22 protein-coding genes are annotated in these 25,624 nt (G+C 62.1%); 14 read left to right on the top strand and 8 right to left on the bottom strand.

Translation table 11 applies throughout. The features are described from left to right. The first annotated feature begins 26 nt into the window (after positions 1-26). On the top strand, positions 27-3,857 hold the full coding sequence (locus IG197_RS05110) for a hypothetical protein (protein WP_192317392.1): 3,831 nt from the start codon (positions 27-29) through the stop codon (positions 3,855-3,857). A 313-nt stretch (positions 3,858-4,170) separates the two neighbouring features. On the opposite strand, the gene IG197_RS05105 is transcribed toward IG197_RS05110, so the two are convergent. Further along, positions 4,171-5,319: an efflux RND transporter periplasmic adaptor subunit gene (locus IG197_RS05105; RefSeq protein WP_192317390.1), complete on the bottom strand. Its 1,149-nt coding sequence runs from the start codon at positions 5,317-5,319 to the stop codon at positions 4,171-4,173. A 14-nt stretch (positions 5,320-5,333) separates the two neighbouring features. Beyond that, a complete protein-coding gene (locus IG197_RS05100; protein WP_192317388.1) occupies positions 5,334-8,474 on the bottom strand; it encodes an efflux RND transporter permease subunit in 3,141 nt (1,046 codons plus the stop codon). A 216-nt stretch (positions 8,475-8,690) separates the two neighbouring features. Between IG197_RS05100 and IG197_RS05095 the strand changes: the two genes are divergently transcribed. Next, positions 8,691-9,263 carry a TetR/AcrR family transcriptional regulator gene (locus tag IG197_RS05095; RefSeq protein ID WP_192317386.1) on the top strand — a complete coding sequence of 191 codons (573 nt, stop codon included), beginning with the start codon at positions 8,691-8,693 and terminating at the stop codon, positions 9,261-9,263. Between the two features lie 266 nt (positions 9,264-9,529). On the opposite strand, the gene IG197_RS05090 is transcribed toward IG197_RS05095, so the two are convergent. Beyond that, the gene (locus tag IG197_RS05090) at positions 9,530-9,757 is read right to left on the bottom strand and encodes a hypothetical protein (protein WP_192317384.1); all 228 of its coding nucleotides are present in this window, start codon (positions 9,755-9,757) and stop codon (positions 9,530-9,532) included. Between the two features lie 116 nt (positions 9,758-9,873). On the opposite strand from IG197_RS05090, the gene IG197_RS05085 reads away from it, so the two are divergent. The 3 genes from IG197_RS05085 to IG197_RS05075 are packed head-to-tail and all read left to right on the top strand — an operon-like array spanning position 9,874 to position 12,991. Next, positions 9,874-11,094, top strand: coding sequence for an HlyD family efflux transporter periplasmic adaptor subunit (locus tag IG197_RS05085; RefSeq protein ID WP_192317382.1), 1,221 nt, complete (start codon positions 9,874-9,876; stop codon positions 11,092-11,094). Next, on the top strand, positions 11,091-12,263 hold the full coding sequence (locus IG197_RS05080; RefSeq protein ID WP_192317380.1) for an FtsX-like permease family protein: 1,173 nt from the start codon (positions 11,091-11,093) through the stop codon (positions 12,261-12,263). Before IG197_RS05085 ends, IG197_RS05080 begins: the two co-directional genes overlap by 4 nt. Positions 12,264-12,265: 2 nt before the next feature. Continuing rightward, positions 12,266-12,991, top strand: coding sequence for an ATP-binding cassette domain-containing protein (locus IG197_RS05075; protein WP_192317378.1), 726 nt, complete (start codon positions 12,266-12,268; stop codon positions 12,989-12,991). Between the two features lie 564 nt (positions 12,992-13,555). Here the strand turns inward: IG197_RS05075 and IG197_RS05070 are convergent. Both IG197_RS05070 and IG197_RS05065 read right to left on the bottom strand, forming a co-directional pair. Next, positions 13,556-14,317, bottom strand: a complete 762-nt coding sequence (locus IG197_RS05070) for a FadR/GntR family transcriptional regulator (RefSeq protein ID WP_192317376.1) — start codon at positions 14,315-14,317, stop codon at positions 13,556-13,558. A gap of 140 nt (positions 14,318-14,457) precedes the next feature. Continuing rightward, on the bottom strand, positions 14,458-15,354 hold the full coding sequence (locus IG197_RS05065) for an NAD(P)-dependent oxidoreductase (protein ID WP_192317374.1): 897 nt from the start codon (positions 15,352-15,354) through the stop codon (positions 14,458-14,460). A gap of 97 nt (positions 15,355-15,451) precedes the next feature. On the opposite strand from IG197_RS05065, the gene IG197_RS05060 reads away from it, so the two are divergent. After that, complete coding sequence (locus tag IG197_RS05060; RefSeq protein ID WP_192317372.1) at positions 15,452-16,378, top strand: NAD(P)-dependent oxidoreductase; 927 nt, start codon at positions 15,452-15,454, stop codon at positions 16,376-16,378. Positions 16,379-16,401: 23 nt separating this feature from the next. Here IG197_RS05060 and IG197_RS05055 read toward each other — a convergent pair whose 3' ends face one another. The 3 genes from IG197_RS05055 to IG197_RS05045 form a co-directional block, all read right to left on the bottom strand. Continuing rightward, positions 16,402-17,169 carry a FadR/GntR family transcriptional regulator gene (locus IG197_RS05055; RefSeq protein ID WP_182573621.1) on the bottom strand — a complete coding sequence of 256 codons (768 nt, stop codon included), beginning with the start codon at positions 17,167-17,169 and terminating at the stop codon, positions 16,402-16,404. A gap of 157 nt (positions 17,170-17,326) precedes the next feature. Beyond that, on the bottom strand, positions 17,327-18,313 hold the full coding sequence (locus IG197_RS05050) for a substrate-binding domain-containing protein (RefSeq protein ID WP_182573622.1): 987 nt from the start codon (positions 18,311-18,313) through the stop codon (positions 17,327-17,329). Positions 18,314-18,360: 47 nt separating this feature from the next. Further along, positions 18,361-19,341 carry an NAD(P)-dependent oxidoreductase gene (locus tag IG197_RS05045; RefSeq protein ID WP_192317371.1) on the bottom strand — a complete coding sequence of 327 codons (981 nt, stop codon included), beginning with the start codon at positions 19,339-19,341 and terminating at the stop codon, positions 18,361-18,363. A 248-nt stretch (positions 19,342-19,589) separates the two neighbouring features. Here IG197_RS05045 and IG197_RS05040 point away from each other — a divergent pair, with 248 nt between their 5' ends. The 8 genes from IG197_RS05040 (at position 19,590) to IG197_RS05005 (ending at position 24,697) form a co-directional block, all read left to right on the top strand. Further along, the gene (locus IG197_RS05040; RefSeq protein WP_246765310.1) at positions 19,590-20,330 is read left to right on the top strand and encodes an ATP-binding cassette domain-containing protein; all 741 of its coding nucleotides are present in this window, start codon (positions 19,590-19,592) and stop codon (positions 20,328-20,330) included. A 41-nt stretch (positions 20,331-20,371) separates the two neighbouring features. Further along, the gene (locus tag IG197_RS05035) at positions 20,372-21,370 is read left to right on the top strand and encodes an ABC transporter permease (protein WP_154387360.1); all 999 of its coding nucleotides are present in this window, start codon (positions 20,372-20,374) and stop codon (positions 21,368-21,370) included. 114 nt (positions 21,371-21,484) lie between these two features. Continuing rightward, positions 21,485-22,477, top strand: a complete 993-nt coding sequence (locus IG197_RS05030) for a universal stress protein (RefSeq protein ID WP_246765309.1) — start codon at positions 21,485-21,487, stop codon at positions 22,475-22,477. Positions 22,478-23,206: 729 nt separating this feature from the next. Beyond that, positions 23,207-23,467 carry a hypothetical protein gene (locus IG197_RS05025; RefSeq protein WP_192317369.1) on the top strand — a complete coding sequence of 87 codons (261 nt, stop codon included), beginning with the start codon at positions 23,207-23,209 and terminating at the stop codon, positions 23,465-23,467. Next, positions 23,464-23,748, top strand: a complete 285-nt coding sequence (locus IG197_RS05020) for a hypothetical protein (protein ID WP_067963617.1) — start codon at positions 23,464-23,466, stop codon at positions 23,746-23,748. Before IG197_RS05025 ends, IG197_RS05020 begins: the two co-directional genes overlap by 4 nt. A gap of 126 nt (positions 23,749-23,874) precedes the next feature. After that, positions 23,875-24,117: a hypothetical protein gene (locus tag IG197_RS05015; RefSeq protein ID WP_067963614.1), complete on the top strand. Its 243-nt coding sequence runs from the start codon at positions 23,875-23,877 to the stop codon at positions 24,115-24,117. Continuing rightward, positions 24,114-24,425 (top strand): hypothetical protein, encoded by a 312-nt coding sequence (locus IG197_RS05010; protein ID WP_192317368.1) that lies wholly within the window; start codon positions 24,114-24,116, stop codon positions 24,423-24,425. Before IG197_RS05015 ends, IG197_RS05010 begins: the two co-directional genes overlap by 4 nt. Next, positions 24,422-24,697: a DUF1488 domain-containing protein gene (locus IG197_RS05005; RefSeq protein WP_067963609.1), complete on the top strand. Its 276-nt coding sequence runs from the start codon at positions 24,422-24,424 to the stop codon at positions 24,695-24,697. The genes IG197_RS05010 and IG197_RS05005 overlap by 4 nt, the downstream gene beginning before the upstream one ends. Positions 24,698-25,624 lie beyond the last annotated feature (927 nt).

The following is a 25,624-nucleotide window of genomic DNA, read 5'->3' as shown; positions in this document are numbered from 1 at the left end:
TAGATGCTCATAACACGGACGCCACAATGAACGGCGAAGGCACACCTCGATTCGGCTTTGACCTCGACGGTATGGCGAACTTCTTCCAAGATTCCCCGTTCGGTTTTGGCGGAGGCGACATTTTCAGCTGCGGGCCCTTCGGCCTTTTGGAGCACGTGGCGAACATGGTCTTCATCCTGTCCATGGTTGAAGACGTGAATGGCCGTAACCCGATCTCGGAGTTCGTGGTGGTGCTTCCACCGGATTCCGAACACACTGTGGAGGACGTAAGGACAGCATTCGCCAACGCCGTTGCCGTACATCGCGGCAGGCCGCTCGACGTGCAGGAACGGCAGGTCTTGGCAAGGCGCCTGGGGATTGCTCACGCCGCCAACCTGCAGGTCGATGCCGTCACGGAGATTGTCGAGAGGGCAAGGCGAAACTCGGTCCTAATACTTTGTGCCGGAGCCAAGTACCGCGATGAAGCGCTCGAACTTCCCGATGCCAAGCCGGGTCGGCTGGGGCTGGAGGAGGATTTGTGGGTCCCCCACTTTCACAGCCTCGCGGCAAAGGCGATAGCCGCCGCTGGCCAGAACGAGCTTTATGTGGCGCTTCATACGGGTAAGTGGCGTCCGCACCGCAAAGCCAACACAGACCTTCTTTTGTCCGTCGAAAACTGCGGTCTGCTGACTGCTGAAAACGACCAAGATATCGACGGCGTTCTGGTAGAGAACGGAGAGCGGTGGTTTGCAGACATCGAGGCTGGCCGGATTGGTTCCGTGCTTGCGGCCATCGACGTGTTGCCCGACGGCTTCAGGCACCATAAGACCGGATTGAAAATCCAGATGCTTCACCGGGCGGGGCTCGCGCCGCAGGCTGTCGCCCTGATTCGGGAGGATTTGCGTTCGGGAGCAGATCCCAGCCCCGAGGGCCGCGTAAAGCTCGCCATGATCGCCGTCGAAGCTGGCGCGCATGACCTTGCCGTCGAGTTGCTGAACACGGCTATCGGCGACCTGGCTTCGGAAGATATGCTCGAAGCCGCTGTGACCCTCGCTTACGATCTCGGCAAGAAAGAGCTTGAATTAGAAAGTGTTGCGATGCTGGAACGCATGTTTCCGGGGTCGCACTACCTTCAGAGGCATCGCCTCCAATTGCTATTGCAGGCGCGCGACTACGCGGGCGTGACCGCAATGTTGGCAGCTCCGCCGCCCGGCATCGATCCAGAGGCTGCTGCTTATCATCTGCAGCTCGCTGCTGCTTTGGCTGGTGCGGACAAGCACGGCTATGAAGCTGTGCTGGCCGAGGTCGCGGATCGTTGGCCGGGCCGGCTCGTCCAGGCGCGACTCGCCTGCATCCGGGATGCGGATGCGCGCGGCCTGTTTTCCGAAGCACTCGCTCTCGCCATGGCGCTCGAGCTGACAGGAGAACACGCCCAGCGATCCGCGTGGGCGCTTCTGCATGCCGTCGAACAGTTGCTGATCCGCCGTGACCAACATGGCGGGCTGGGTATCGATCCGGCGGACCTTGATCTACCCGTCAATGCCCTACTGGGCTACCTTGCAAGTAGTCCCGCTGACGGCGAAACGCGGCAGGCGCTCGCAAAGCTTCTTTCGGTAAAGGTGACGGGAACCTACGGCCTGCCGATGATCGCGGCCGCAACCTTGAAGCTGGTGCAAGCCGCTCCCGCGCCGACGAGCAACTCGACGGGGCTGCGGGCAAGGGGGCAGGCGGACTACGAAGAAAGCCTTATGCCCTTTCTGAAATCAGCGCTGCAATGGCTGGCTGACCAAGGGGTCGTTGTGTTAGGTCGAACGACGCTGCCCGGACCCCTTCTCAACGGTCAGGCGGATGCGCTCATGCTTGGGCTTTCAGGATTGATCGAGCGCGTAAGCCAAGGTCTGCGCGATGGTTCAGATATCGACTACATCCAAAAGCTTCTGGCGATCGCCGTGGCAACCGCACCGCACACGAGCACGCCGAACATTGACCTCGTGCTGATAAGGCTGGTTGGCGGCGCGTATGTGACTGCTGGACGAGTCCAGCATGCTCGCGATCTTGCCGAACATGGTCTTCAGGTCGCAGGCGGGGAGCCGCTGCGGTCTCGTATCGCATGGTACGGCTTTGCCGACATCTACCATCGCCTCCACAACTTGACCGAAGCGCTGATTGGAATGGCGTGCGCCCTTTCATGCGAGGCGCCAGTCGGTCCCGAAGAGGTGTGGTATGAAACGCATGGCCTTATCCGCCTCTTGCGCGACCTGAACATGACGGCCTTCGCGCGCTCTCTTTTGCCTACTGCGAAAGAACTCTTTCGGACCATGGGGGTCGAGAAGTCTCAGGGACATCGCTTGGACACGATCGAGCTTGGCCTTCGCTTCCGCGAATTGATGAGGACGATCCCCTCTCCGGAAGACGTGACTGAGATTGTGGCCGCTCTCGTCGCTAACTGTCAGACGGTCATTGACCGTCGTGATGAACTCGCCCCCGTCTCGATTTTGCTGGCGCAGGCGATCCGGATGGCGGAGGTCAACGGAATTACTGTGCCGGAGAAGACTCGGGAACGGCTGGAAGTTGCTTTGGCCACGCTCGGAGAGCCAAACGCTTCGATGGTCCGAACTCTTTCTGCGGGGGGACCCGTGGCAAAGGATGTGTTGTCTTTCGCGAAGCGACTCGAACCCGCGCGGCATTCGGAAGATGCGGCATATGATGTTCGTCCCGTGGCAATGGCAGCCCGGCGACTGCTCGACTCTGGGGAGGCGGTTGAGGATGCAAAAATTGCCGCGTTCGCCATCGAGCTTCTCGCCGACCAGGCGATCAAACGTCAATCCGTCAGCGGTTCTGGCCTCCCATCCTCCATCGACGAGCCGGCAAACATAGCAAAAGAGATCTCGCGCGCCGGCATCAGCGTCATTCTGCTCGGAGTTGCTGACTCAAATCGCGTGGTGCGCGTCACCGCAGAAGGCGGCGAGTTATCGGCGACGATCCATGAGCCGGCGGACGTGTTTTCCAAGGCAGCGTTCGACACTTGGGGGGAACAGTACCCATACCGGTACGGCTTCGATTCAGACGACCCGAACATATTCTACAACAGCATGCGCGGACTTGGGATCGGCGCCGCGCCGACGACTCGGGCTCTTCTGGTTGCCGACGTATCTCTGCAGCAGCTTCCTGCGAACCTGCTCATGGCATCCGGTGAATTCCTCGGGCTGCAGGTCCCCGTGGCCGCCGCACCGTCCCTGTCTTGGCTCAGGGAGGCGAGGACTCGGCCGGCGAGGACTGGTGCACCTTTCGCATGGATTCCTATCGCGGATGACCCGGAAGCTATTCAAACTCTGGGAGTGCTGGCGGACAGGCTCAGCGGAACACTCCGCGATCATTCGATCGGACTCGACACAGGACTTGCCATTCCGGAGGGCTTGTCGGGTGCCGAACTGGCAATCGTCACTGCGCACGGAAGCATCATTCCGGAAGGCCGCTTCTTTCAGGTTGTCGCGGATGATGCCGATATGAGGCTTACTCCAGACGCCTTATCGACCGCTGCACGCAATGCAGGCGTTGTCATTTTGTTTGTTTGCAGCGCTGGCCGCTTCGACAAGCACCCCATGGCCGACACCACAACCGGGCTTGCAAAGGAACTGCTCGATCAGGGCTGTTCGGTGGTAATCGCATCGCCCTGGCCGCTCAACGCGAGCGTCCCGGCCTACTGGCTACCTGCCTTTATGGAAGCATGGTCAGTCGGAGCAACTGTGACTGACGCGAATTTCGAAGGGAACAAGGCCGTCGAACGCGCCCTCGGAAACTCTACTGCAAACTGCCTTGCGCTGACTGTCTTCGGCGATCCGTTGGTGACGAAACGGCGAGAAACAGAACCTGCATGACGTCGAGCACGATTGGGATGAGCCATCAGCTTGCGAGTGGGCTTAATTTTCAAGTGGCCGTTGATCAGTGCTTGTTAAGTCTGTCCTTACAAGGATAGACGTCGTGCAAGCCAGCGATCTGCAGGTTTTTGGGGACGGCAAAAGTATTCAATGACCGCTATGGGGGCCATCGCCACCGCTCGCTGGTAACAGCCGGAATGTCCGCTTCTTGCAGAAGACAAAGTTTGCCTGAACGCCAGGGATCAGTGCGCGAAGCCGCCCGTCCCTGCGGTTCCCGCATCTCCCGCACCCCGTCAGCCAAACCGCAGCCCGCTCACCCGCCGCCGCCATCGAGCGGCTGGACCGCAGCACCCGGAAAAATCTTCTGCAGATTGCCGGAGATGATCCTGTCGCCTTCCTTGATGCCTGACGTCAGCGTCACCAGGTCGCCATCGGTGGGGCCGAGGGCGACGACGCGCTGTTCGACGAGGTTGTCCTTGCCGACGACATAGACATATTTGCCGAACTGGCTGGAGCCGAGGGCCGTCTGCGGCACCATCAGCGCGTTGGGCAATTCCCTGATATGCAGGCGAATGCGGACATATTGGCCTGGGAGCAGCGAGAAGTCGCTGTTTTCGATCGTCGCGCGGGCGGCGATGGTGCCGGTGTTGCGCTCCACCGCATTGTCGATGAAGGTCAGCTTGCCCTGACGCGGCTTGCCGTCGCTGCCGGGGATGATGACCTCGGTGTCGACGGTGCCGTCGGCAAAGGCCTTCTGGATCTCGGCCAGCTCGGTCTCGCCAGGGTTGAAGGTGATGTAAACAGGCGAGAGCTGGACCAGATTGTTGAGCGGCGTGCCGGCGGAGCTGGTGACCAGCGTGCCTTCGGGTGCCTGGTTGCGCCCGAGGCGACCGTCGAAGGGGGCGCGGATCTCGGTGTTCTTCAGATTGATCTCGGCGGTCCGCAAGGCCGCGCGCGAGATGGCAAGTGCCGCTTCTGCCTGTCGCACGGCACTGCGGCGCTGGTCGAAGCCGTCCTTGGCGAGATAGCCGTTGTCGGCGAGCTTGTTGCCGCGGTTGAGACTGGAGTTGAGGTATTCGAGCGATGCCTGGTCGCGTTCGATCTGCGCCTTGGCCTGATCGAGCGCTGCCTGATAGTCCGAGGCCTCGATCCGGTAGAGCAGGTCGCCCGCCTTGACGTCGGCGCCATCCGATACCGGCTGTGCCTGCAGATAGCCCGACGCCTTGGCGCGCAAGGTCACATTGCGGATGGCCTCGGTGCGCGCGGCATATTCGAGATAGATGGGGATCGTCTTCTTGACGACGCCGACCACCGGCACCGGCATGGCCTGGGGCGCCTGGGCCGAAGGGGCGGCACCGGCAGAGGTGCTGCCGACGTTCCAGCCCTGCTGGGCAAGCAGGTAGCCGCCGGCCACAGCCAGAGCGAGGAGGCTGGCGTTCAGGCCGAGTTTGAAAATGCGCATCGTAATACTCCTGATTATTCGGCCGGCTCGACCGCATGGGCGGGCTGCGAGCGGCGCGCGAAACGTTCACGCCAGGTTTCGAGGACGACGTAGAAGATGGGGACGAAGGCAAGCGTCAAAACGGTGGCGATCAACATGCCGCCGAAGACGGTGGTGCCGATCGACTGCCGGCTTGCCGCACCCGCACCCGACGCCAGCATCAGCGGCACGACGCCGAGGATGAAGGCGAAGGCCGTCATCAGGATCGGGCGCAGCCTGAGGCGCGCGGCTTCGACGGCGGCAGCGACGATCTCGACACCTTCCTCGCGCCGGCGCTTGGCAAACTCGACGATCAGGATCGCATTCTTGGCGGCGAGGCCGATCAGCATGACGAAGCCGATCTGCGAATAGACGTCGATCTGCAGGCCGCGCAGCCAGATCGCCAGCAATGCGCCGAGCAAAGCGAGCGGCACGGCGAGCAGCACGACGAAGGGCATCGACCAGCTTTCATACTGCATGGCCAGAACCAGGAAGCAGAAGACGATGGCGAGGCCGAAGACCAGGTTGGCGATCGAGCCGGCGCGGATCTCCTGATAGGTGATGCCGGTCCATTCGAAGGCGAAGTCGCGCGGCAGGGCGGTTGCCGCGACACGCTCCATGGCGGCGACCGCCTGGCTCGAGCTGTAGCCTTCGGCGGCCGCACCATTGACCAGCGCCGAGGGATAATTGTTGTAGTGGGTGACCGTTTCCGGTCCCGAAACCGCCTTCAGCGCGCCCAGCGTGCTGAGCGGCACCATGTCGCCGGAATGGCTGCGGACATAGAGCCGGGAAATGTCGGTGGCTGAGGCGCGCGCCTGCTGTTCGGCCTGAAGCGTGACGCGGAAGGTGCGACCGAACAGGTTGAAATCGTTGACATAAAGCGAGCCGAGATAGATCTGCAGCGTCGAGAAGATGTCGGGCAGGTCGAGGCCGAGCAGCTTGGCCTTGTTGCGGTCGAGGTCGTAGGAATATTGCGGCGTCGAGGTGCTGAAGGTGGTGAACAGCGTGAACGGGTTCAGCTCCGGCTGCTTGCGGGCTTCGGCAAGCAGGGCCTGCGTCGCCTCGTCGAGGGCGACCGCGCCGCGGCCGGTCAGGTCCTCGACCTGGAACTCGAAGCCGCCGGTGGCACCCAGACCCTGGATCGAGGGCGGGTCGAAGGCGAGCACCAGCGCTTCCGGAATCTGGATCAGCTTGCCCTGGGCGATGTTCTTGAGCTCGGTCGCACTTTCGCCGGCGCCGCGCTCGTCCCACGGCTTGAGCACGGCGAACTGGACGCCGGCATTGGACTGGTTGGCGAAGGTGAGGAAGGAGAAGCCGACGACGGAGCCGACGGATTCGACGCCGGGCAGGGCGCGGAGAATTTCCTCCGACTTCTTGGCCACCGCAGCCGTCCGTTCCACCGAGGCGCCGTCGGGCAATTGCAGCACGACGAAGAAGTAGCCCTGGTCTTCGACCGGCAGGAAGGTCGAGGGAATGCGCTGCGACAGGGCGTAGGTTGCGCCAAGCGCCAGCGCGAACAGGCCGATGAACGCCCAGCGCCAGCGGACGAAGCTGCGGATGCTGCCGGCATAGGCGTCGGACAGCCAGCGGAAGCCGGCGTTGAACCAGCGGAACAGGACGAATTTCGGCGGGCCGCGATGGCGCAGGAACACGGCACTCAAGGCCGGGCTGAGCGTCAGCGAGTTGAAGGCCGAGATGGCAAAGGAGATCGCCACCGTCAGCGCGAACTGGTTGTAGAGCTGGCCGGCGACGCCGGGAATGAAAGCGACGGGCACGAAGACGGCGAGCAACACGCCGGTCGTTGCGATGATCGGGCCGGTGACCTCCTTCATCGCGATCTTCGCCGCCTCCAGCGGCGGATGGCCGTCTTCGAGCTGGCGTTCGACGTTTTCGACGACGACGATGGCGTCGTCGACGACAAGGCCGATGGCCAGCACCATGCCGAGCAGCGACAGCATGTTGAGCGAGAAGCCGAGCAGATACATCACCGTCAAGGTGGCGATCAGCGACACCGGAATGGCGATGATCGGGATGATGGTGGCGCGCCAGCTCTGCAGGAAGATGAAGACGACGAAGACGACGAGCTGCAGGGCTTCGACGAGCGTCGTGATCACGTCGTCCATGGCGGCGGAGACGAAGCGGGTGGTGTCGTAGAACATGTTGTAGGACATGCCGGCGGGGAAGCGGCTCGACAGCTCGTCCATCTTGGCCTTGACGCTGCCCTGCAGATCGAGCGCGTTGGAGCCCGGGGCCTGGAGCACCGCGAGCACGACGCTGTCCTCGCCGTCGAGGCTGAAGGACGAGGAGTAGGAGAGCGCGCCGAGTTCGATGCGCGCGACGTCGCGCAGATGGATGGCGGCGTGGGTTTCAGGGTCGACGCGCAGGATGATCTCGCCGAACTGCTTGGGGTCGCTGAGGCGGCCGACGGCACTGACCTGCATCTCGAACGGCGTTCCCGACGGCGCCGGCGACTGGCCGATCTTGCCGGCCGCGACCTGGATGTTCTGCTCCTGGATGACGTTCTGGACATCGACGGCGGTGACGCCGAGGCTCGCCATCTTGTCGGGGTCGAGCCAGACGCGCATCGAATAACGACGCTCGCCGAAGAACTGGACGTCGCCGACGCCGGGCAGCCTTTTGATCGGGTCGAGGATCTGCAGATAGGCGTAGTTCGACAAAGTGGTGAAATCGACCGACTTGTCAGGCGAGCTGAGATTGACCAGCACGTTGAAGTTGGGGTTCTGCTTGATGACGGTGACGCCGGTCTGGTTGACCAAAGCGGGCAGGGAGGGGGCCGCCTGCGAGACGCGGTTCTGCACGTCCATGGCGGCGATGTCGACGTCATAACCGACCTGGAACGAGATGGTGATGCGCGCCGAGCCGTCGTTCGAACTGGTCGAGGACATGTAGAGCATGCCCGGCACGCCGTTCAGCTGCTGCTCCAGCGGCGTCGTCACCGTATCGGCGACCACCTGCGCGCTGGCGCCGGGATAGTTGGCGGCAACCACGATCTGCGGCGGGGTGATGTCGGGAAACTGCGAGACCGGCAGAAGGAAGTAGGAGATGGCGCCGGCCAGCACCATGATGATGGCGATCGCCGAAGCGAAGATCGGCCGCAGGATGAAGAAATTGACCATGATGGCTCTCTCCGAGGCGGCTCGTGATGGTCGATGGCTGCCCTGGGAGATGGCAACGAAAAACCGTTGCAGCACACGGAACCGTGCGCTGCTCCTGAACAACCCGATATTGACTTCAGAAGGTGGATGTTACTATCTAGTAACAGGATAAATGTTACGGATCGGTAACATTGTCAAGGGCGTTCCAGCGACAAGATTGGAAGCGAGGAAACGTTGATGACAGTTGCTGTCAAATGTCCCCCGAGAGAGCGGATCATCGACGCTGCGCGCGACCTGTTCCGAAAGCATGGCATCAAGGGCATCGGTGTCGATGCCATCGCCGAGGCCGCCGAGAGCAACAAGATGACGCTCTACCGCCACTTCGGCTCGAAGGACGACCTGGTGTTCGTCTGCCTCAAGGAGGCGGCCGCCGAGGCCGACGCCTTCTGGGAGGGCATCAAGGCCGCCAATCCCGGGGATGCCAAGGCGCAATTGCGCGACTGGGTCCGCTGTGCCGGCGAATTCGTCACCGTCGAACATTGCAATTGCGAGCTGCTCGATGCCGCAGCCCAGCTGGTCGAGATCGACCACCCGGCGCGGCAGTTCGTCGAGGAGCTTCGCAACCTGTACCGGCTGCGCCTGATCGAGCTCTGCGAAGCCGCGGGTGCCGCCGACGCCGAGCTTTTGGTCGATGCGTTGACGCTTCTGGTCGAAGGCGCCAGGACCAACTGGCGCAGCGCCGGGCCGGGCGGTGCGGCGACGCGCTTCGTCAAGGTTGCGGAGATGATCCTCGACGATTTTCTGGCGTAGGCTGGTGGCATCCGGGCGCCGCCGGTCGGCCGCCTGGAACGTCGCATCCGATGTCTGCTCCAGGGACCAGATTTAAAGGATCCGAGGGCGCGAGCATTCACAGGTCTCAGCCGTCGCTTTCGCGCGAAGGCAAGTTTGCCTGAACGTCCTGTTCGAGGCGCATGACCGCGAAGGCGTGTCGGGCCGGGCCGCTTTGTGATGTGGTTGTTTCGGCGGCACCCGGCCGCCGCAGGCCTGAATGGCAGAGTGATCTCAGCTGGACAAGCCTAGCCCTGCCGTCCTTCCGCGCCGGCCTTGCGGCCGAGGTCGAACATCCACAGCCCACCATCGTCGACATGAGGCGGATGATAAGGACGGTCGGCCGGGGGCTCGAGCTGCACGCCGGTTTCATCGGCCAGGTAATCATAGCCGATGGCCTGGTCGCGGCGGTCGGGATCGTCTGCCTTCTCAAAAATCGTTCGTTTCCGCGTTTTCGTGCGCTTGCTCTGCGTCAATTCGGATCCGCAGGCCAGGTGATAGGCTGGCGTCGGATTGTGGTGCCTGCGCGCCGTCTCGCACGCAAACTGGACAAAGCGTCGGCCACTCGCCGGACGCAGAAAAAGGAAGGGATATGTCAGCAACGCCGGGCAGCGATCTGCCCATGGATCTAAAGCTTGCGGATGGCATGCCGCGTCGCAGCGGCCGGTGGTTCCACAAACGATATTTGCTCGTCCTGCTGATACCGGTCTTCATGTTCTTGGGCGGCGTCCTGGGTATGTACTTCCAGCCCGTACCCCTCCAGAAATTCTATGAGATTACCGGGCTGACGCCGGGTGCGGGATCAGCCTCGCCAATCGCGCTGCCTCCCAATATCGAGTTGCCGGCGCAGTTGGCCGAAACGATGCTGCCGTCCGACGTCGTGGGGCTCGCCCGCGTGATACCGCGCGGTGACGTCTCGATCGTTGCAGCGCCTTACGGGGCCGGAGATGCCAGGCTTTCCGAACTGCTCGTCGGTGTCGGCGATTGGGTCGACCGCGGCACGCCACTGGCGCGCCTGGACAACCGCGACGCACTCGAAAGCGCCGTTCTTCTCGCTGAGGCAAATCTGGCGGTACGTCAGGCTGCACTGCTTCAGACCCGCAGCACCGTCTTGTCGAGCCGCGACGAGGCGCAGGCGACGCTCGACCAGGCTCGCTCCAATCTGCGTGAAGCCGAAGCCAATCTCGATCGCACCGGGAAGCTTGCCGGTAGCGGGGTTGCGACCGGCGCCACGCTCGATACGGCGCGCGCGGCCGTCCAGGATGCCGCGCTCAGCGTGACGCGTGCCGAGGCAACGCTCGCCCGTTTTTCCTCGGTTCACCCCGACGAGCAGCCGGACGTGGTTGTCGCCGGCCGCAACGTTGCTGCCGCCGAGGCCGATCTTGCCCGGGTGAAGCTCGACACGCAGCGGGCGCTCGTTGTCGCGCCTATTGCAGGAACGATCCTCGATATTCACGCGACGCCGGGGCAGCGACCACCGACGGAAGGGATCATGGAGATGGGTGACACCAGCCAAATGATGGCGGAGGTCGAGATCTATCAGGACCGGATTGCCAGCGTTCGAGCCGGCCAGCCGGTGGAACTGGTCGCCAGCGCGCTGGGGCGGACATTGCTGGGAACGGTGGAAAGCATCGGCCTGACTGTTGGCCGACAGGGCCTCATCTCCGACGATGCCGCCGCGAACACCGATGCGAGGGTCATTCGCATCCTCGTGGCTCTTGACGCCTCGTCGACGAAGCTGGCTTCGGGCTATACCAACCTGGAGGCTATTGCCCGCATCGACACGTCGGCGGCGACACGGGCCGCACGATGAGCCGCCTGCTGCAACGGCTCTTTGGGCGGCTCCCTATCGGCTGGTTGCAGCTGACCCATAATCGCGCCCGCTTCGCGGCTGCGATCGCGGGTGTCGCCTTCGCCAACGTACTGGTCTTCGTCCAGCTCGGCATAATGAACTCGATGGCCGTTGCGACGCTCAGACCGTATGAGTTTTTTCGGGCCGACATCATCATGTCGGCGGCCGACGCCAATGCGATCGCGGACGGGGGGAACGTTGCCCGCCAGTGGATGCTGCAGGCGCTGGCAAATCCGGACGTCATCGCAGGCATGGGCCTCTTTGTCGCCAATGTGCCCTGGGACCGCGGACAGACGGACATCAGCCTCACCACATTCGGGATAGATCCGTTCAAGCAGGACTTCATCTCGCCCAAGATTGCGGCCGACCTGAACCTGCTGCAGGTGAACGACGCGGCGATCCTGGACAGGCTCGCGCGCGGAATTACGCGAGACGAAGCTGTCGCCATCCGGCCGCAGACGCCGCTCTCCTTCGAGACTGACGGCCGCACCATCAAGGCCTACAACACGTTTTCCGGCGGTGGAGGGTTCGGCGGCGACGGCTACATGCTGGTCTCCGACCAGACCTTCCTGTCGCTGTTTCCCGCGCGAAGCTCGGCCGCGCCCGATCACATCCTCCTGCGCACGAGACCCGGCACGTCAGTGGACGAAGTGTCGGAACAGCTGCGCGGCCAGATCTCGGATTCCTCGCTGCGCATCCGCAGCTATGCAGACGCGATGGCCGAGGATTTGCGGTACCAGCAGACGCGACGTCCAACCGGCGTGATATTCGGGTTCGGCGTCTTTATCGGCATACTGGTTGGCCTGATCATCATCTATCAGGTACTCTCCACCGATGTGGCGGACCACTTGCGGGAATACGCGACCTTCAAGGCCATGGGATATGGCTCGCGGTTCTTTCTGGGCATCGTATTCGAGGAAGCGTTGATCCTCGGTGTCTTCGGCTTCATCCCGGGCCTGATCGTCGGCACGACAATTCTGACCATTATGGCAAAGGTGACGACGCTGCCGCTATCGATGACGCTCGTTATGGCGGCTTCTGTCTTCGTCGGCACGATCGCAGTTTCGTCCCTGTCGGGCGCGATCGCCACCAGACGCGTCGCAGCCGCAGATCCGGCGGACCTCTTCTGATCATGGAAACGCCAGATCGCGACGTCATCGAAGTCCGTGGGCTTAACCACTGGTTCGGCATAGGCGATGCCCGCAAGCAGGCGCTCTACGATCTCAATTTCGCGATCGAAGCTGGAAGCTTCACTGTGCTCATGGGGCCATCCGGCTCCGGCAAGACGACGGTGCTTACCCTGCTCGGTTGTCTTCGCGGCGTGCAGGACGGAGCTGTGCGCCTGCTCGGGGAGCAACTGAACGGTGCCCGTGAAACCACGCTGATGACGCTGAGACGGCGCCTCGGCTTCATTTTCCAAGCGCACAATCTGCATGAGAGCCTGACGGCCTTGCAGAACGTGATCATGGGCGTTCAGGTTCATGGTGATGTTTCGGATGAACGCGCACACAAGGCAGCGGTCCATGTCCTCGAACTCGTGGGCCTGTCCGATCGAATCAACTATCTGCCCGCCAACCTCTCGGGCGGACAGAAGCAACGCGTGGCCGTTGCCCGCGCACTCGTTGGCAACCCGGCACTCGTGCTGGCTGACGAGCCCACCGCCGCGCTCGACGCCGACAGTGCATCCGAAGTCGTGGATCTCCTCAAGCGCCTCGGCCGCAGCCGCGGCACGACCACTCTCCTTGTCACCCACGACAGCCGGATACTCGAACGCGCAGACCGTATCCTTGTGCTGGAGGATGGTCGAGTTGTCTCTGATACGGCACCACGAACAGCGCAGAAACGACACCACCCCTGACGCTTTTGGCGCCCTGCGCGGTCCTCTCATGAACTTGAAAAGACAAGTTTCAGTATCCGATCGCGGGCAGCTGAACGACCGCAACGGGGCGCATTGCCGCCGAAGCTCGTCGGCCGATGAGAAGCCGCTTTGTGATGTGGTTGTTTCGGCGGCATCCGGCCGCCGCAGGCCTGAATGGCAGAGTGATCTCAGCTGGACAAGCCTAGCCCTGCCATCCTTCTGCGCCGGCCTTGTCGCGGAGGTCGAACATCCACAGGCCGCCATCGTCGACATGAGGCCGATGATAAGGACGGTCGGCCGGGATGGGCTCGAGCTGCACGCCGGTTTCGTCGGCGAGGTAACCGACGGCCTGGTCGCGGCGGTGCGGGTCGCGCCGGGCGCTGCGTCAGGCCGGGTCGTTCATCTTCAGATGATAGAGGTTGAGCCCGCTGCGTTATTCGCGGAAGCCGGCGTTCTTTGGATACCAGAGATCATGCAGTCCGGTGTCGATGCGTTCGGCCGGGTCGAAGGTCCGGAACAGGCAATGGCGGATCTTGGCGCCAAAGAGCGAAGTGACTGCAGCCCCTATCTTGCTCTTCGAGCGATGATCTCATCGGTATTCGCCAGAAGCTTGCGGACCGCATTGCGCGCGGCATTCGGCTTCTGCAGCCGAATGCACTTCTCGATGTTCTCGTGGAGTTTCTGCGCGCGCAGCAGGCTGCTGTCTTCGCGGGTCACGTGAACGAACAGGTGGTTCAGGGCCGATTCGATCAGGACACCGAGCGGCACCAGAAGGTCGTTGCCCGAGGCGCGCAGGATTGCCACGTGAAAGCGTGTGTCGGCCTGTGTCCGCTGCTGCAGCGAAGCGGCATTGCCCATGTCGTGAAGGGCCTGGCTGATCTCCGCCATCTGCGCTTCGGTCCGGCGCTCGGCGGCCAGTGCCGTCGCTTCCGGCTCGATGATGTGGCGGAACTCCTGCACCGTCCTGAGAAAGCCTTCGCGGTCGGGCGAGGCGGCGTACCAGCTCAGGACGTCGCGGTCGAGCAGGTTCCAATGCTCCTTGGGCTCCACCCAGCTGCCGATCTTGGGGCGGGAGGCCAAAAGGCTCTTGGCCATCAGCATCTTGATGGCCTCGCGCACCGCGGAGCGACTGACATCGAAGATTTCGGTCCACTTGGCCTCGTTGGGCAGGATCGTTCCCGGCGGGTAGTCGCCGCGCACGATCCTGAGGCCGATCTCGCTGGCAAGGGACGTGTGGACGCTTGCGCCCGAAATACGCGTGGCGTCGGTTCGGCGGCTCGCCAGCGGCTTGTCGGCGATGAGTGCGTCTGTCGGCTTCGAGGCCATTGGTGTCTGGTCTTCCTGTTGTCGTCTTCCCGGTGTCGTCTTCCTGCTGTCGTTTGGCCGATGCTTGAATTTCGGGCCGCCTTCGCAACAGAGTGGTGCGCCATCCCAAGTGTCAAGCGTCGCTTCCCGGCGCCGTCCAATCAGTTTTGCGAGACGTATTTTCGCCAGCTGTGCTGGCTGCGGAAACCCAGGACCTCCTTGGCCTTGCGATTGGACAGCAGCGTTTCGAACTGGCCGAGTTCATGCTTCAGCGGCACGCCGGGATAGAACCGCTCGAGCAGCTCTTGTGTCGGCAGGTCGGACGAGGTGTCGTCATTGGCCGCGTTGAAGACCTGATAGCCCAGGCCGTCGGTCTTGACCGCGAGGTCGGTGATCTGGCCGAGGTCACGCGCATCGATGTAGCTCCAGGCGATGCGCTTGCGGAAACCCGGATCGGCAAACCATTTCGGAAACAGCTCGTATTCGTGCGGTTCGATGACGTTGCCGATCCGCAAGGCATAGATGTCGAAGCCGCTGCGCAGCGCAAAGGCCCGTGCCGTCTGTTCATTGACGACCTTGGAGAGGGCATAACTGTCCATCGGGTCGACGTCATAGTCCTCATCGAGCGGAAAATAGTTCGGGTTTCGCGGCTCATTGGCGAAGACAAGACCATAGGTCGTCTCGCTCGAGGCGATGATGATCTTGCGGATGCCGAGTTTCACCGCCGCCTCGATGACGTTGTAGGTGCCGAGCGCGTTGATGCGGAACAGCTCGTTGTCAGGTGTGAGCATGATCCGGGGGATGGCGGCGAAATGCACGACGGCGTCGACCGGCTGCGGCCGCAGCGACGGGTCGAACTCGTGCAGCCCCATATAGCTGGTCAGCGCGTTGAAGAGCTGGCCGCTGTCGGTGATGTCGGTGATCAGCGTCCGGACCTTTGGATTGTCGAGCGGCCTGGCGTCGAGATTGAGAACCTGATGCCCCTGGTCGACAAGGTACTGGACGACGTGGCGGCCGGCCTTGCCGCTGCCGCCGGTAAAGATGATCCGCTTCGACATTTTGTCCTCCACATTCTGCCAGATCATTGGATATTGTCAGACAATATCATCGGTGACGACTGCGCCGAATTCAACCTGCGACCGGAGGGCACGGAAGATGGCAAACAGCACCAGATCGACCGAGCAGATCGGTTTCATCGGTCTTGGCCTGATGGGGCATGGCATTGCCAGGAACATCGTCGACAAGGGCTATCCGCTGACCTTTCTCGGCCGCAGGAACCGCGGCCCGGCGGAAGACATGATCGCCCGCGGCGCCGTCGAGGTCCCCACGGCTGCGGAGGTGGCCGCCCGCTCGAGCGTCATTTTTATCTGCGTCACCGGTTCGCGGCAGGTCGAAGACGTCGTCCGCGGCGCAGGCGGGCTGAAGCAGGCGCTGAAGCCGGGCTCGGTGGTTGTCGATTGTTCGACGTCCGACCCGGTGTCGACGATGGCGCTGGCGGCCGAGCTTGCCGCTGTCGACGTCACCTTGGTCGACGCGCCGTTGAGCCGCACCCCGAAGGAGGCGTGGGAGGGCACCCTGGACACGATGGTCGGCGCTTCCGATACGATGTTTGCCAGGCTGAAACCGGTGTTCGACACCTGGGCCGGGCGTGTCGTCCATGTCGGCCAAACCGGCGACGGCCACCGGATGAAGCTGTTGAACAATTTCCTGTCGCTCGGCTATGCAGCACTTTATTCCGAAGCCCTGGCCCTGGCCGGCAAGGTCGGCATCTCGCCCGCCCGCTTCGACAGCGTCATCCGCAACGGCCGCATGGACTGCGGTTTCTATCAGACCTTCATGCGCTGGACCCTCGAAGGGGATCGCGACGCCCACAAGTTTACGCTGGCCAATGCGGTCAAGGACCTGACCTATCTCGAATCGATGGCCGATTCCGTCGGCATGGTGAACCCGCTGGGAAATGCCGCCAAGAACGCGTTTGCCGGCGCCGTCGCCGCCGGTGGAGGCGAACGCTACGTGCCGATGCTGGCGACACATATCGGGCAAATCAACGGCGTCGACCTGGCGCCGCCGGAAAAGAGCTGAGTGAGCCCGGGCGGGACAGGCGTCTACCGTCCCGAGCGGGCGATCACGTCATCGGTGTCGGCCAGCAGCCTGTGCACGGCGTTGCGCGCCGCCCTGGGGCGCCTAAGCCGGATGTTCGTCTCGATCGCCTCATGCAGGCTCTGGGCGCGTTCGTCCCTGATCTCCTGCGTCACGAAGGTGAAGAGGTGATGGAGCGCGGATTCGATCAGCACGCCCAGCGGCACCAGAAGGTCGTTGCCGGATGCACGCAGTATGGCAAGGTGAAAGCGCGTGTCTGCCTGGGTGCGTTCCTGCAATGATGTCGCCTGGCCCATGTCGCGACAGCTCTGGCTGATCTCGCCCATCTGCGCTTCGCTGTGGCGTTCCGCGGCAAAGGCGGCGGCTTCCGGCTCGATGATGTGGCGGAACTCCTGCACTGTGCGCAGAAAGGCTTCGCGATCGGGCGAGGCCGCATACCAGCTCAGCACGTCACGATCGAGCAGGTTCCAGCGATCCTTCGGTTCGACCCAGCTGCCGACCTTGGGGCGCGATGCCAAAAGGCTCTTGGCCATCAGCATCTTGATCGCCTCGCGCACGGCCGAGCGGCTGACATCGAAGGTTTCGGACCACTTCGCCTCGTTCGGCAGGATGGTGCCCGGCGGATAGTCGCCGCGCACGATCCTGAGGCCGATCTCGCTGGCGAGCCAGGCGTGCACGCTCGAGCCGCTCATGCGCGCGGCATTGGGGCGACGCATTGCCGGCGGGCGGTCGGCGACCGTTTCCTCAGGCCTTTTGGACGTTCCGTCTGCCATCGACCGAGTTGATCTCTGCTGGATCAATTCCGTTCTGATTGGTGCAGCAAAAGCCGGCTCGGGCGGCGGGACCGTCCGCGCGCGACATCAACCGCGCAGGCTTGTCGGAGCGCCGGCGAGCCGGGCGCCCCGAACTGCACCTACTTCTGGCCTGCACCTATTTCTGGATACAGGTATCGACCGTGTCCTTGGTGCATTCGTCGAGGCCGGTGAAGACCGGATCGTCGACCGTCTTGCCTTCGATCAGGTCGATCATGACAGTCGGTGCCTTGTAGCCCATTTCGAACGGCCGCTGGCCGACCAGCGCAGTGACGAGGCCCTCCCTGGCAATCGCCACTTCGTCGCCGATCGTGTCGGCAGCGCCGATGACGAACTCGTTCTTGGCGATCTTGTCGGCCATCGGCTTGAACAGGTCGCGATAGGGCTGCGGGGCGCCGAACAAAGGCCAGCCGCCCATGATGCCGAAGGCATCGAGGTCGGGATTGGCCGCGAGGATGTCGGTCATCGCCTGGACGCCCTTGGCGCCATCGTCATTGGTGAAGACAGGGCAGCCGGCAACCTCGGTCCAGCCGCCTTCACCCTTGAGTTCAGTCAGGCCCTTCTGGCCGGTCAGCGTGTCGCGCATGCCCTGGGCGCGGCGCAGGATGTTGTCGGCGCCCGGATTGCCCTCGATGGTGCAGATCTTGCCGCCACTGGGCTTGGCTTTCTTGATGTATTCGCCGATGCGCGCGCCCATCAGGTAGTTGTCGGTGCCGAGATAGGTCTTGCGCAGTGCCGCGTCCTCGGCGGCGAGATCGGCATCCAGCGTCATGACCGGAACAGTCGGGTTGGCGGTCTTGATGGTCTGGGCGATCAGCTTGGCGTTCGAAGGCGAAATGGCGATCGCAGCCGTGTCGGCCTTGCCCAGCATGTCCTGGACGATCTGCGCTTCGCCAGCCTCATCCGACGTCGATGCCGGCCCGGTGTAGAAGCATTCATATTCCGAGCTGGCGTTTTCCTTGTTCCACTTCTGGCAACCCTGGTTGATGGCTTCGAAGAACGGGTTGTCGAGGCCTTTGACGACGATGACGAGCTGCTTCTTGGCGAGCGCGTTTCCAGCGCTGAGTGCCAGGACAGCGGTAGCGAGCAATAATGCCTTCCTCATTGTTTCCTCCCATTTGAACAAACGGGCACGGCGTGCCCGCGACGAAATCAACCCGGATACCAGACGGTGCGAGGATCATTGTCCGAACGCTCGTACCGCCAGGCCGAGTCGATGAGCATTTCGAGGTCGTATCGGGGTTGCCAGCCAAGCAGGGACCTGGCCTTGGCATTGTCCATCCAGTTCGAGTGGTACTGGCTCGCTATGTCGATCGAGGCGAGGTGACGGGTGCGGGCGAGATGGTCGGCGACCTCGCCATAATCGACCGGACGATCCATGCAGACGTTGAAGAGTTGCTGCCTGGCGCGCGGATTGTCGATCGCCGCAAGGATCGCCGACACCAGATCGTCGACATGGACGAAGTTGCGCTTCAGCGGCTGCCCGTCGGCATCACGCAGCAGTGGCACGGTGCCCGCCCTGGCATGACGCCTGGCGTCTGCCTCCGGCACCAGTGTCTTCCAGTCCGGGCCGCCAAAGACGTCGTCACCGAAAGACAGCGTGTATCTGAAGTCGTCCTTCTCCATGATCCACGGCGCGCGCAGGCAACACCAGTTAAGGCCATATTGGATGCCGAACTGCTCCAGCATGACCTCTTCGAGAACCTTCGACAGCGCATAGCTGCCGGGATAGGCCCGATGCCGTGCCGCCTCGGTGAGGGGCGCATCGTTGCGGTAGTGGAAATGACCGATCGCCGCGTCGCCGCCGATGAGGATGAACTGTCGGGCGGTTGGACTGAGCCGAAACGCCTCGAGCAGCCAGAACAGGCCCTTGACGGCGACGTCCATCACGTCAGCTGGCGTTTCCTTGCATGTGGCAAGGTGCACGACGTGGGTGACGCCGGCAAGCGCGTTGGCAACGACGTCGCGATCGGCGATCGAGCCGCGGGCGATCTCGATGCGGTCGCCTTCATCGACGGAGCGGTTGTGACAAAGCGCGCGGATGCGGGTCTTGGAAAATCGCGGATCGTCAAGCAGCCCAGCGATGAAGTGCCGCCCGACCTTGCCCGTTGCACCGGTAACAAGGATCAGCATGCTCTTCCTCCGATGCCCAGCTAATATCCTGGCGCCGTCGTCGTCAATGCTATTTGTCCGACAAAACAGATTTTTGAGACATTTGTGCCGAACCCACCCGACAATTGATTGACGCTGTCGAGGCGTTTTGCATAAATGCGGTCTTCGCCTTTCCCGGGAGGAGATCGGGGATCGTGAATGCGCAGTGCCCGAGCGTGACGCGTGCGGGACGGCTGCGAGGCTTGCATGTTTCGGGAGGCTAGAGGCTTGTGGCAGTTCTCGAACTCGCCAACATTTCCAAGCATTTCGGCGCCATCCAGGCGGTCAACGACGTGTCGTTCTCGCTCGAGGCGGGACAGGTCGTCGGCCTGATGGGCGACAACGGCGCCGGCAAGTCGACCCTGGTCAAGATGATCGCCGGCAACTTTCGGCCGAGCCATGGCACGATGCGGCTGGAGGGGGCCGAGCTGGTCATGCATCGCCCGGTGGAAGCGCGGCAGCATGGTATCGAGATCGTCCACCAGGACCTCGCGCTGTGCAACAATCTGACGGCGGCGGCGAACGTCTTCCTTGGCCGCGAGCTGCGCCGGGGCTTTGGACCGCTGCGCGTCCTCGACTACAAGGCGATGTACATGCGGGCCGGCGAGATCTTCAGGGACCTGAAGTCCGAGACGCGGCCGCGCGACCTCGTCCGGCAGATGTCGGGTGGGCAGCGGCAGGCGGTGGCCATTGCCCGCACCATGCTTTCCGAGGCCAAGATCGTGTTGATGGACGAGCCGACGGCGGCGATCTCGGTCCGTCAGGTGGCGGAAGTCCTCAACCTGATCCGCCAGCTGCGCGATCGCGGCATTGCCGTCGTGCTGATCAGCCACCGCATGCCTGATGTCTTTACGGTGGCGGACCGGGTCATCGTCATGCGGCGTGGCCGGAAGGTTGCCGACAAGCCGATTGCCTTGAGTTCGCCGGAGGAAGTGACGGGGCTTATTACCGGTGCCATCGAACAGGTATGATCAACCCTGCCGGTCGCGCAGTGACGAAACGAAGGTCGATGATGGCTGTTACCCTTGACCAGACCATTTCACAGAAACAGCAGAGCTGGATGGCGCAGGTTCTCGGCAGCCAGACCTTCTGGGTCCTCATTGCCGTCATTCTGGCCTGCATCTTCCTGTCCTTCGCCACCGATTCATTCGCGACGACGAAAAACCTCTACAACATCACCCGCAACGTCACCTTCGTCGCGATCATCGCCCTCGGCATGACGCTGGTCATCATCACCGGCGGCATCGATCTGTCGGTCGGTTCGGTGCTGTGCCTGTGCAGCATGGTGCTGGCGGTGGTCATGCATGCCGGATACGGCATCGAGGTCGGCATTGCGGCGGCCATCGGCACCGCGCTGGTGATCGGGGCGTTCAACGGCATCTTGATCGCCTATCTCGACTTTCCGCCATTCGTGGTCACGCTCGGCATGCTGTCGATCGCACGCAGCCTGGCCATGGTCGCATCCAACAACACCGTCGTCTTCCAGTTTGGCCCCGACCACGACAAGCTGCTGGCGCTGGGCGGCGGCGCCTGGTTCTTCGGCATCGCCAATCCGGTGCTGTACATGATCGTCCTGGCGCTGCTCACCGGTTTTGTGCTGCGCTGGACGCGATTTGGCCGCTACGTCTTTGCCATCGGCGGCAACGAGCACGCAGCGACGCTGACCGGCGTTCCGGTGCGCAAGATCAAGGTCGCCGTCTACATGATCTCGGCGCTGTCGGCCGGCATCGCCGGCATCATCCAGACCGGCTGGCTCGGTGCCGTCACCACCAATATCGGCGCAGGCATGGAACTTCAGGTGATCGCGGCCGCCGTCATCGGCGGCGCCAACCTGGCCGGCGGGGTCGGCACTGCCTTCGGCGCGATCATCGGTGCGGCGCTGATCGAGGTGATCCGCAACAGCCTTGGCCTGCTGGGCATCAACGCCTTCTGGCAAGGCACATTCATCGGCAGCGCCATCGTGCTTGCCGTGCTGTTCGACAGGATCCGCAATTTCCGGCTGAGCGAATAGTGGTTCTGCGGGGCGGCGATCCTCGACGGCCGAACCGAAAAATTCCGTCCCGTTGCCTGTGCGCGCAACCGGCTTGAAGCGAGCGGAAGCCGACCAACGCAGCCGCCAACCGGCATGCCAGCGGCGTTGCGAGCGGGGAGACGCCGGAGTAAACTTACACCCGATGGACCAGAAGCGATGCGGGAGCATTGCGGAAGGAGGTCCGGCATGGAAGCGCCCTCGAACGACAACCCACAAAAACCGCCGGCGGCGGAGGCTGGCGTCATTCTCAAAGACCCTGTCCACGAGCTGACCGTCCATGCCGACGTTCTCGCCTTGTTAGCCGATCCGGCAACCACGCGGCTTTGCCTGGATATCGCCGAAGACGCAGCGTGTGCCGTCGGCGGCACCATGGCCGCCGCCCATGTCGGCGCCGATCCTGAAAGGATGATCGCGGCCGCCGAGGAGATCGACCTGCAGATGCTGCGTGACCTCGACGAAGGCTCGCCGACGCAGCGGTTGGAGCGGGTCACTTCCGCATTCGAAGACTGGAAGCGAGGCAAGCCGGGTCGAGACCGTCTTCGTCTTGATGATTGCCGCGGCGACCTTAATCGCTGCGTGACGAGCGAATGCCATGAGACGGCACTCGCCGTCGCCCCCTGCCATGGCAACATAGATGCCCGCGATGCGTTTCACGACCTTCTGTTCAACGAACACAAGCTCGTCCTGGCGCCGCCGCCCGGCCAATATGCCGGTGATCTGATGGGTCACATCGTGGTTGGCTGGAAGCAGCACGATCATGCCCAGCGCGCCGTCGTCGCAGCGAGACGCTGGCTGGCGGCAGCCGATCACATCACCGTTCTATGCATCAACGACAAAACCGACGGACGTAATCAGTTCACGGCGCGGGAACTGCTCAAGCAGCTCGGGCTGGACGGCGACGTTGTCACGACCAGCTCAGGCAACTGCTCCGTCGGCGAAACGATCCTCGATTTCGCGAAAACCGCGAAGGCCACCTGCCTGCTGATCGGCGCCTTCAAGCATGGATATTTCCTGGAGCTGCTGCTCGGTCGCGTCACCCCCTACCTGTTGTCGCATAGCACGCTGCCGATGATGATGAAGCATTAGAGCGTCGGGCGGGGTCGTGGCCACCGCGGACTGGGCATCATCGGAAAGCGGGCGATCGTCCTTCCCATGGCACATGAATCCAGCTCAAGCGGAGTTTAGAGGTTTTTCAGACCTTCAATATTTCTCCGGCACCCAAACGCCAGAGGAAACGAGGTGCGAACAAACACCCTTTTCCGGAATGTTGTGAGCGCTTGCCTGCTCCTTTCCAGCACAGCTTTTGCCGCTGTCGCCTTGAACGGTCGCGATGGAATGTCATGGAAACTCTTTCTGCGGTCGGCGCATAGGGCAACCACGCCACATATATAGCGCCTGAGGAACTCGAATAATAGAATCTCTAAACTGAATAATCTTATGTATTGCAAGAATAAATATGATTGTTTTTGACTTCGTGAGACTGTTTTCCAAATTCTAAGATCATAATATGAAATTGATGATTAAATTAAGGTGGGTGAGTATTTATATTATTTCGGGAGATTTTAGATTTTTCCTTGAAAAAATCTCTGGAATGGCGTATATATAAAACTCGTAGATTTTGCCGAATTGGCCTTTCGCGGTGTCAAAGACCTTCGACCCGCCATCACCGCCGAATTCTCGAAAGCGAATGCAGGGCACCGATCCGGGGCTTGTCTTGCCTGGTTCGGACCTTGGAGTGATCTCTGACGTTGACCGTGAATGTGGCGTCAGAGCGTTGCGGGACGTATCCCGCGCAATCCTGCGGAGAACGCAGCCGTGACCAGCCGAACCATAGAAACCGTCGTCCACTTCGCATCCGCATTTTCATTCGCGGGCATCGCCGGACAGCAACCGGCGGGAGCCTACCGTGTCGATCGAGACGAAGAACTGATCGAAAGCGTCTCCCGAGTGGCCTGGCTGCGAACCAAGACATTCTTCCATCTGCCGGCGATCGACACGCCGGGGCCTAGACAACAGATGATGCCGATCAATCCGGCAGACCTCGAAGCCGCACTGGAAAGGGACCGGCAATCATGACTGCGACCTTCCTCATGCGAGGCAAGCATCCTGCCCGGCGCGACCCGACGATCCATCGTTTTTCGATAGGGCAGACCGTACGGTTGAAGCGAAGCTTCGGCACGCAGGCATACCGCATTACCGGCACGTTGCCCGCGAGAGAAGACTCGCCTCAGTACCGCATCCGCAACGAACGAGAACTTCATGAGCGCGTGACATCCGAAGACAATATCGAACTGCTCGGCGCGCCACTGGGGCAGGACGATGCAAGTCTCATCGAAAGGGCATTCGGCCATGGCTAAGGGACAAAAGCGCAGCAGTCGCGAGCTTCGAAAGCCCAAGCAGGCCCAGGTGAAAACACCTCCGATGCGTGAAGTCACGTTCGGCAGCCAGATAAAGCTCGCCAAAAAGGTGACCGCGGGCGGCAGATGAAGATCGTGATCGAATTCTATCGCACCCGCGGCAAGGACGACGCCCATGCGGTCGTGGGCCGCGAGACAGATGAAGTCGCCGACGTCGAGGGGGCGATAGAGCTTGCACTGCGCCTGTCGCAAACCCTCGACCTGCCGCAGCGGCCGGACGGCATCACGATTACCGACGCGGATGGCAGGGTTCTCTATTCCGGGGACGTAGATGCCGACGCACTCTCTGAAGGAAGGTCACGACCATGACGGACCGCAGCACCGAAAGCCAACCCAAACGCGATGCCGCCGCGATCGACATCTGGGACAATGAAGGCGGGGCGCCTTACTCCATCGAACATCAAGTTGGCCGCCGCATCGAAGCGGATCGCTCCTGGACCGTCTATCATGTCTTCACGGGCATCCCGGTCAATATCGACGGCCAGGCGATGACGGGGCTGACCCGGTCTCGTGCGACGAGCGGGATGATTTTTCTCAATCTTCGCAATACAGGCCGCCACAGGGGACGGAGCGGGCCGGAAGCGTTTGGGCTGAGCGCAACAGGAGGCAACACGTGACGCTTGCATTTCTCAATCCGAGCCGCAGCTTCGACCAAGCAAAAAATGCCGTCCGCTTCATCGGTCACGACGGCATGTTCGAAGTGCGCTTCTTCGTCGAAGCCGGCGCATTGGCGAGAGCAGGGGCCTGTGCAAGCGGGACACAGCTGTCCGAGTCAGAATGCCTGACCGCGTTCGACGTAGCGCGCAAGTCAATCTACGATGTCGCGCGCGAAGCCTATTCCCATGGTCGCCGCACCTACTACACGCTGACTGCCGTCGATTTCCGGTGAGACAGCCAATGCCCCGGGGACCGATCGTGCCTGCGCACGATCCTGTCCCAGGCGTTCACGCCGTTGGCTGCCGATTGGGTCGCAACCCGAAAAGTCGATGCAGCCAATATGAGCAACTCAAAATCTGGTCTGGAGTTTCGTCATCAACAGCTTCCCACAAGACGCGCGAGCCGCGAGCCGCACTCTGCTGAACACATGCAAGAAGGCAACTCGTCCGTTCGCTATGCTCGAGGTCTTTGGAGCGGCCAGGCGAATGTTCCCTCTCGATACATCAGGCATGAGGCTCGCATACGCCACCGCAAGTGAAGCATCGAAGGCTGGGCCCAGCGTCAATTCTGATGATGCCGCAAAGGTGATGGATATCGAAAAATCGGACGATGAGGGCGCCGCCGTGAGAGGACCAAGAACCGAAACCCAGCGACGGAGCGAAAACGACACGAACGGCATCAGGCGCAGGGCAAGAGAAACGCACACGCGACATCAGCTGGTCTAGGCTATTGTGCCCATCGTGCCCGACGACCAGCGACGTTGAGCGCTCTGTCCGTTGAATCTGGCCAGAAGGAAGTGGACGATGACGCGGATCGGGCATGGCTCGGACCGCTCGCTGCGTCCGCTCTTGAGACGCCAGCGACTTGCTCAATATTTCCATGGCCGGCAAGTTTCAGTCGACGCTCCCAGGCAATGGTCCGCGATATCGGAACCGAGATTCCAACGAACAGCATGTGCACATCCTCAATGAGGGAGATCGACGTGAAATATCGTGAGCTTCAAGAGTACCTTCGACCGCTTGGTATAGTCATGAGCAAGAGAGGGACGACAATCCGGTTAAACAGTTTTGGCGGCCTCGAGAACACTGCGCGCTACTCCGAGACATTGGAAGGCGCGCTCGCCATAGCAGGAGATATGGCGAAACCTAGACGAAATATA

This window comes from Aminobacter sp. SR38 (assembly GCF_014843375.1).
GTDB classification, from domain to species: Bacteria; Pseudomonadota; Alphaproteobacteria; order Rhizobiales; family Rhizobiaceae; genus Aminobacter; species Aminobacter ciceronei.
The sequence above is the reverse complement of the archived record's forward strand: the minus strand, read 5'-3'. Positions and strand labels throughout refer to the sequence as shown.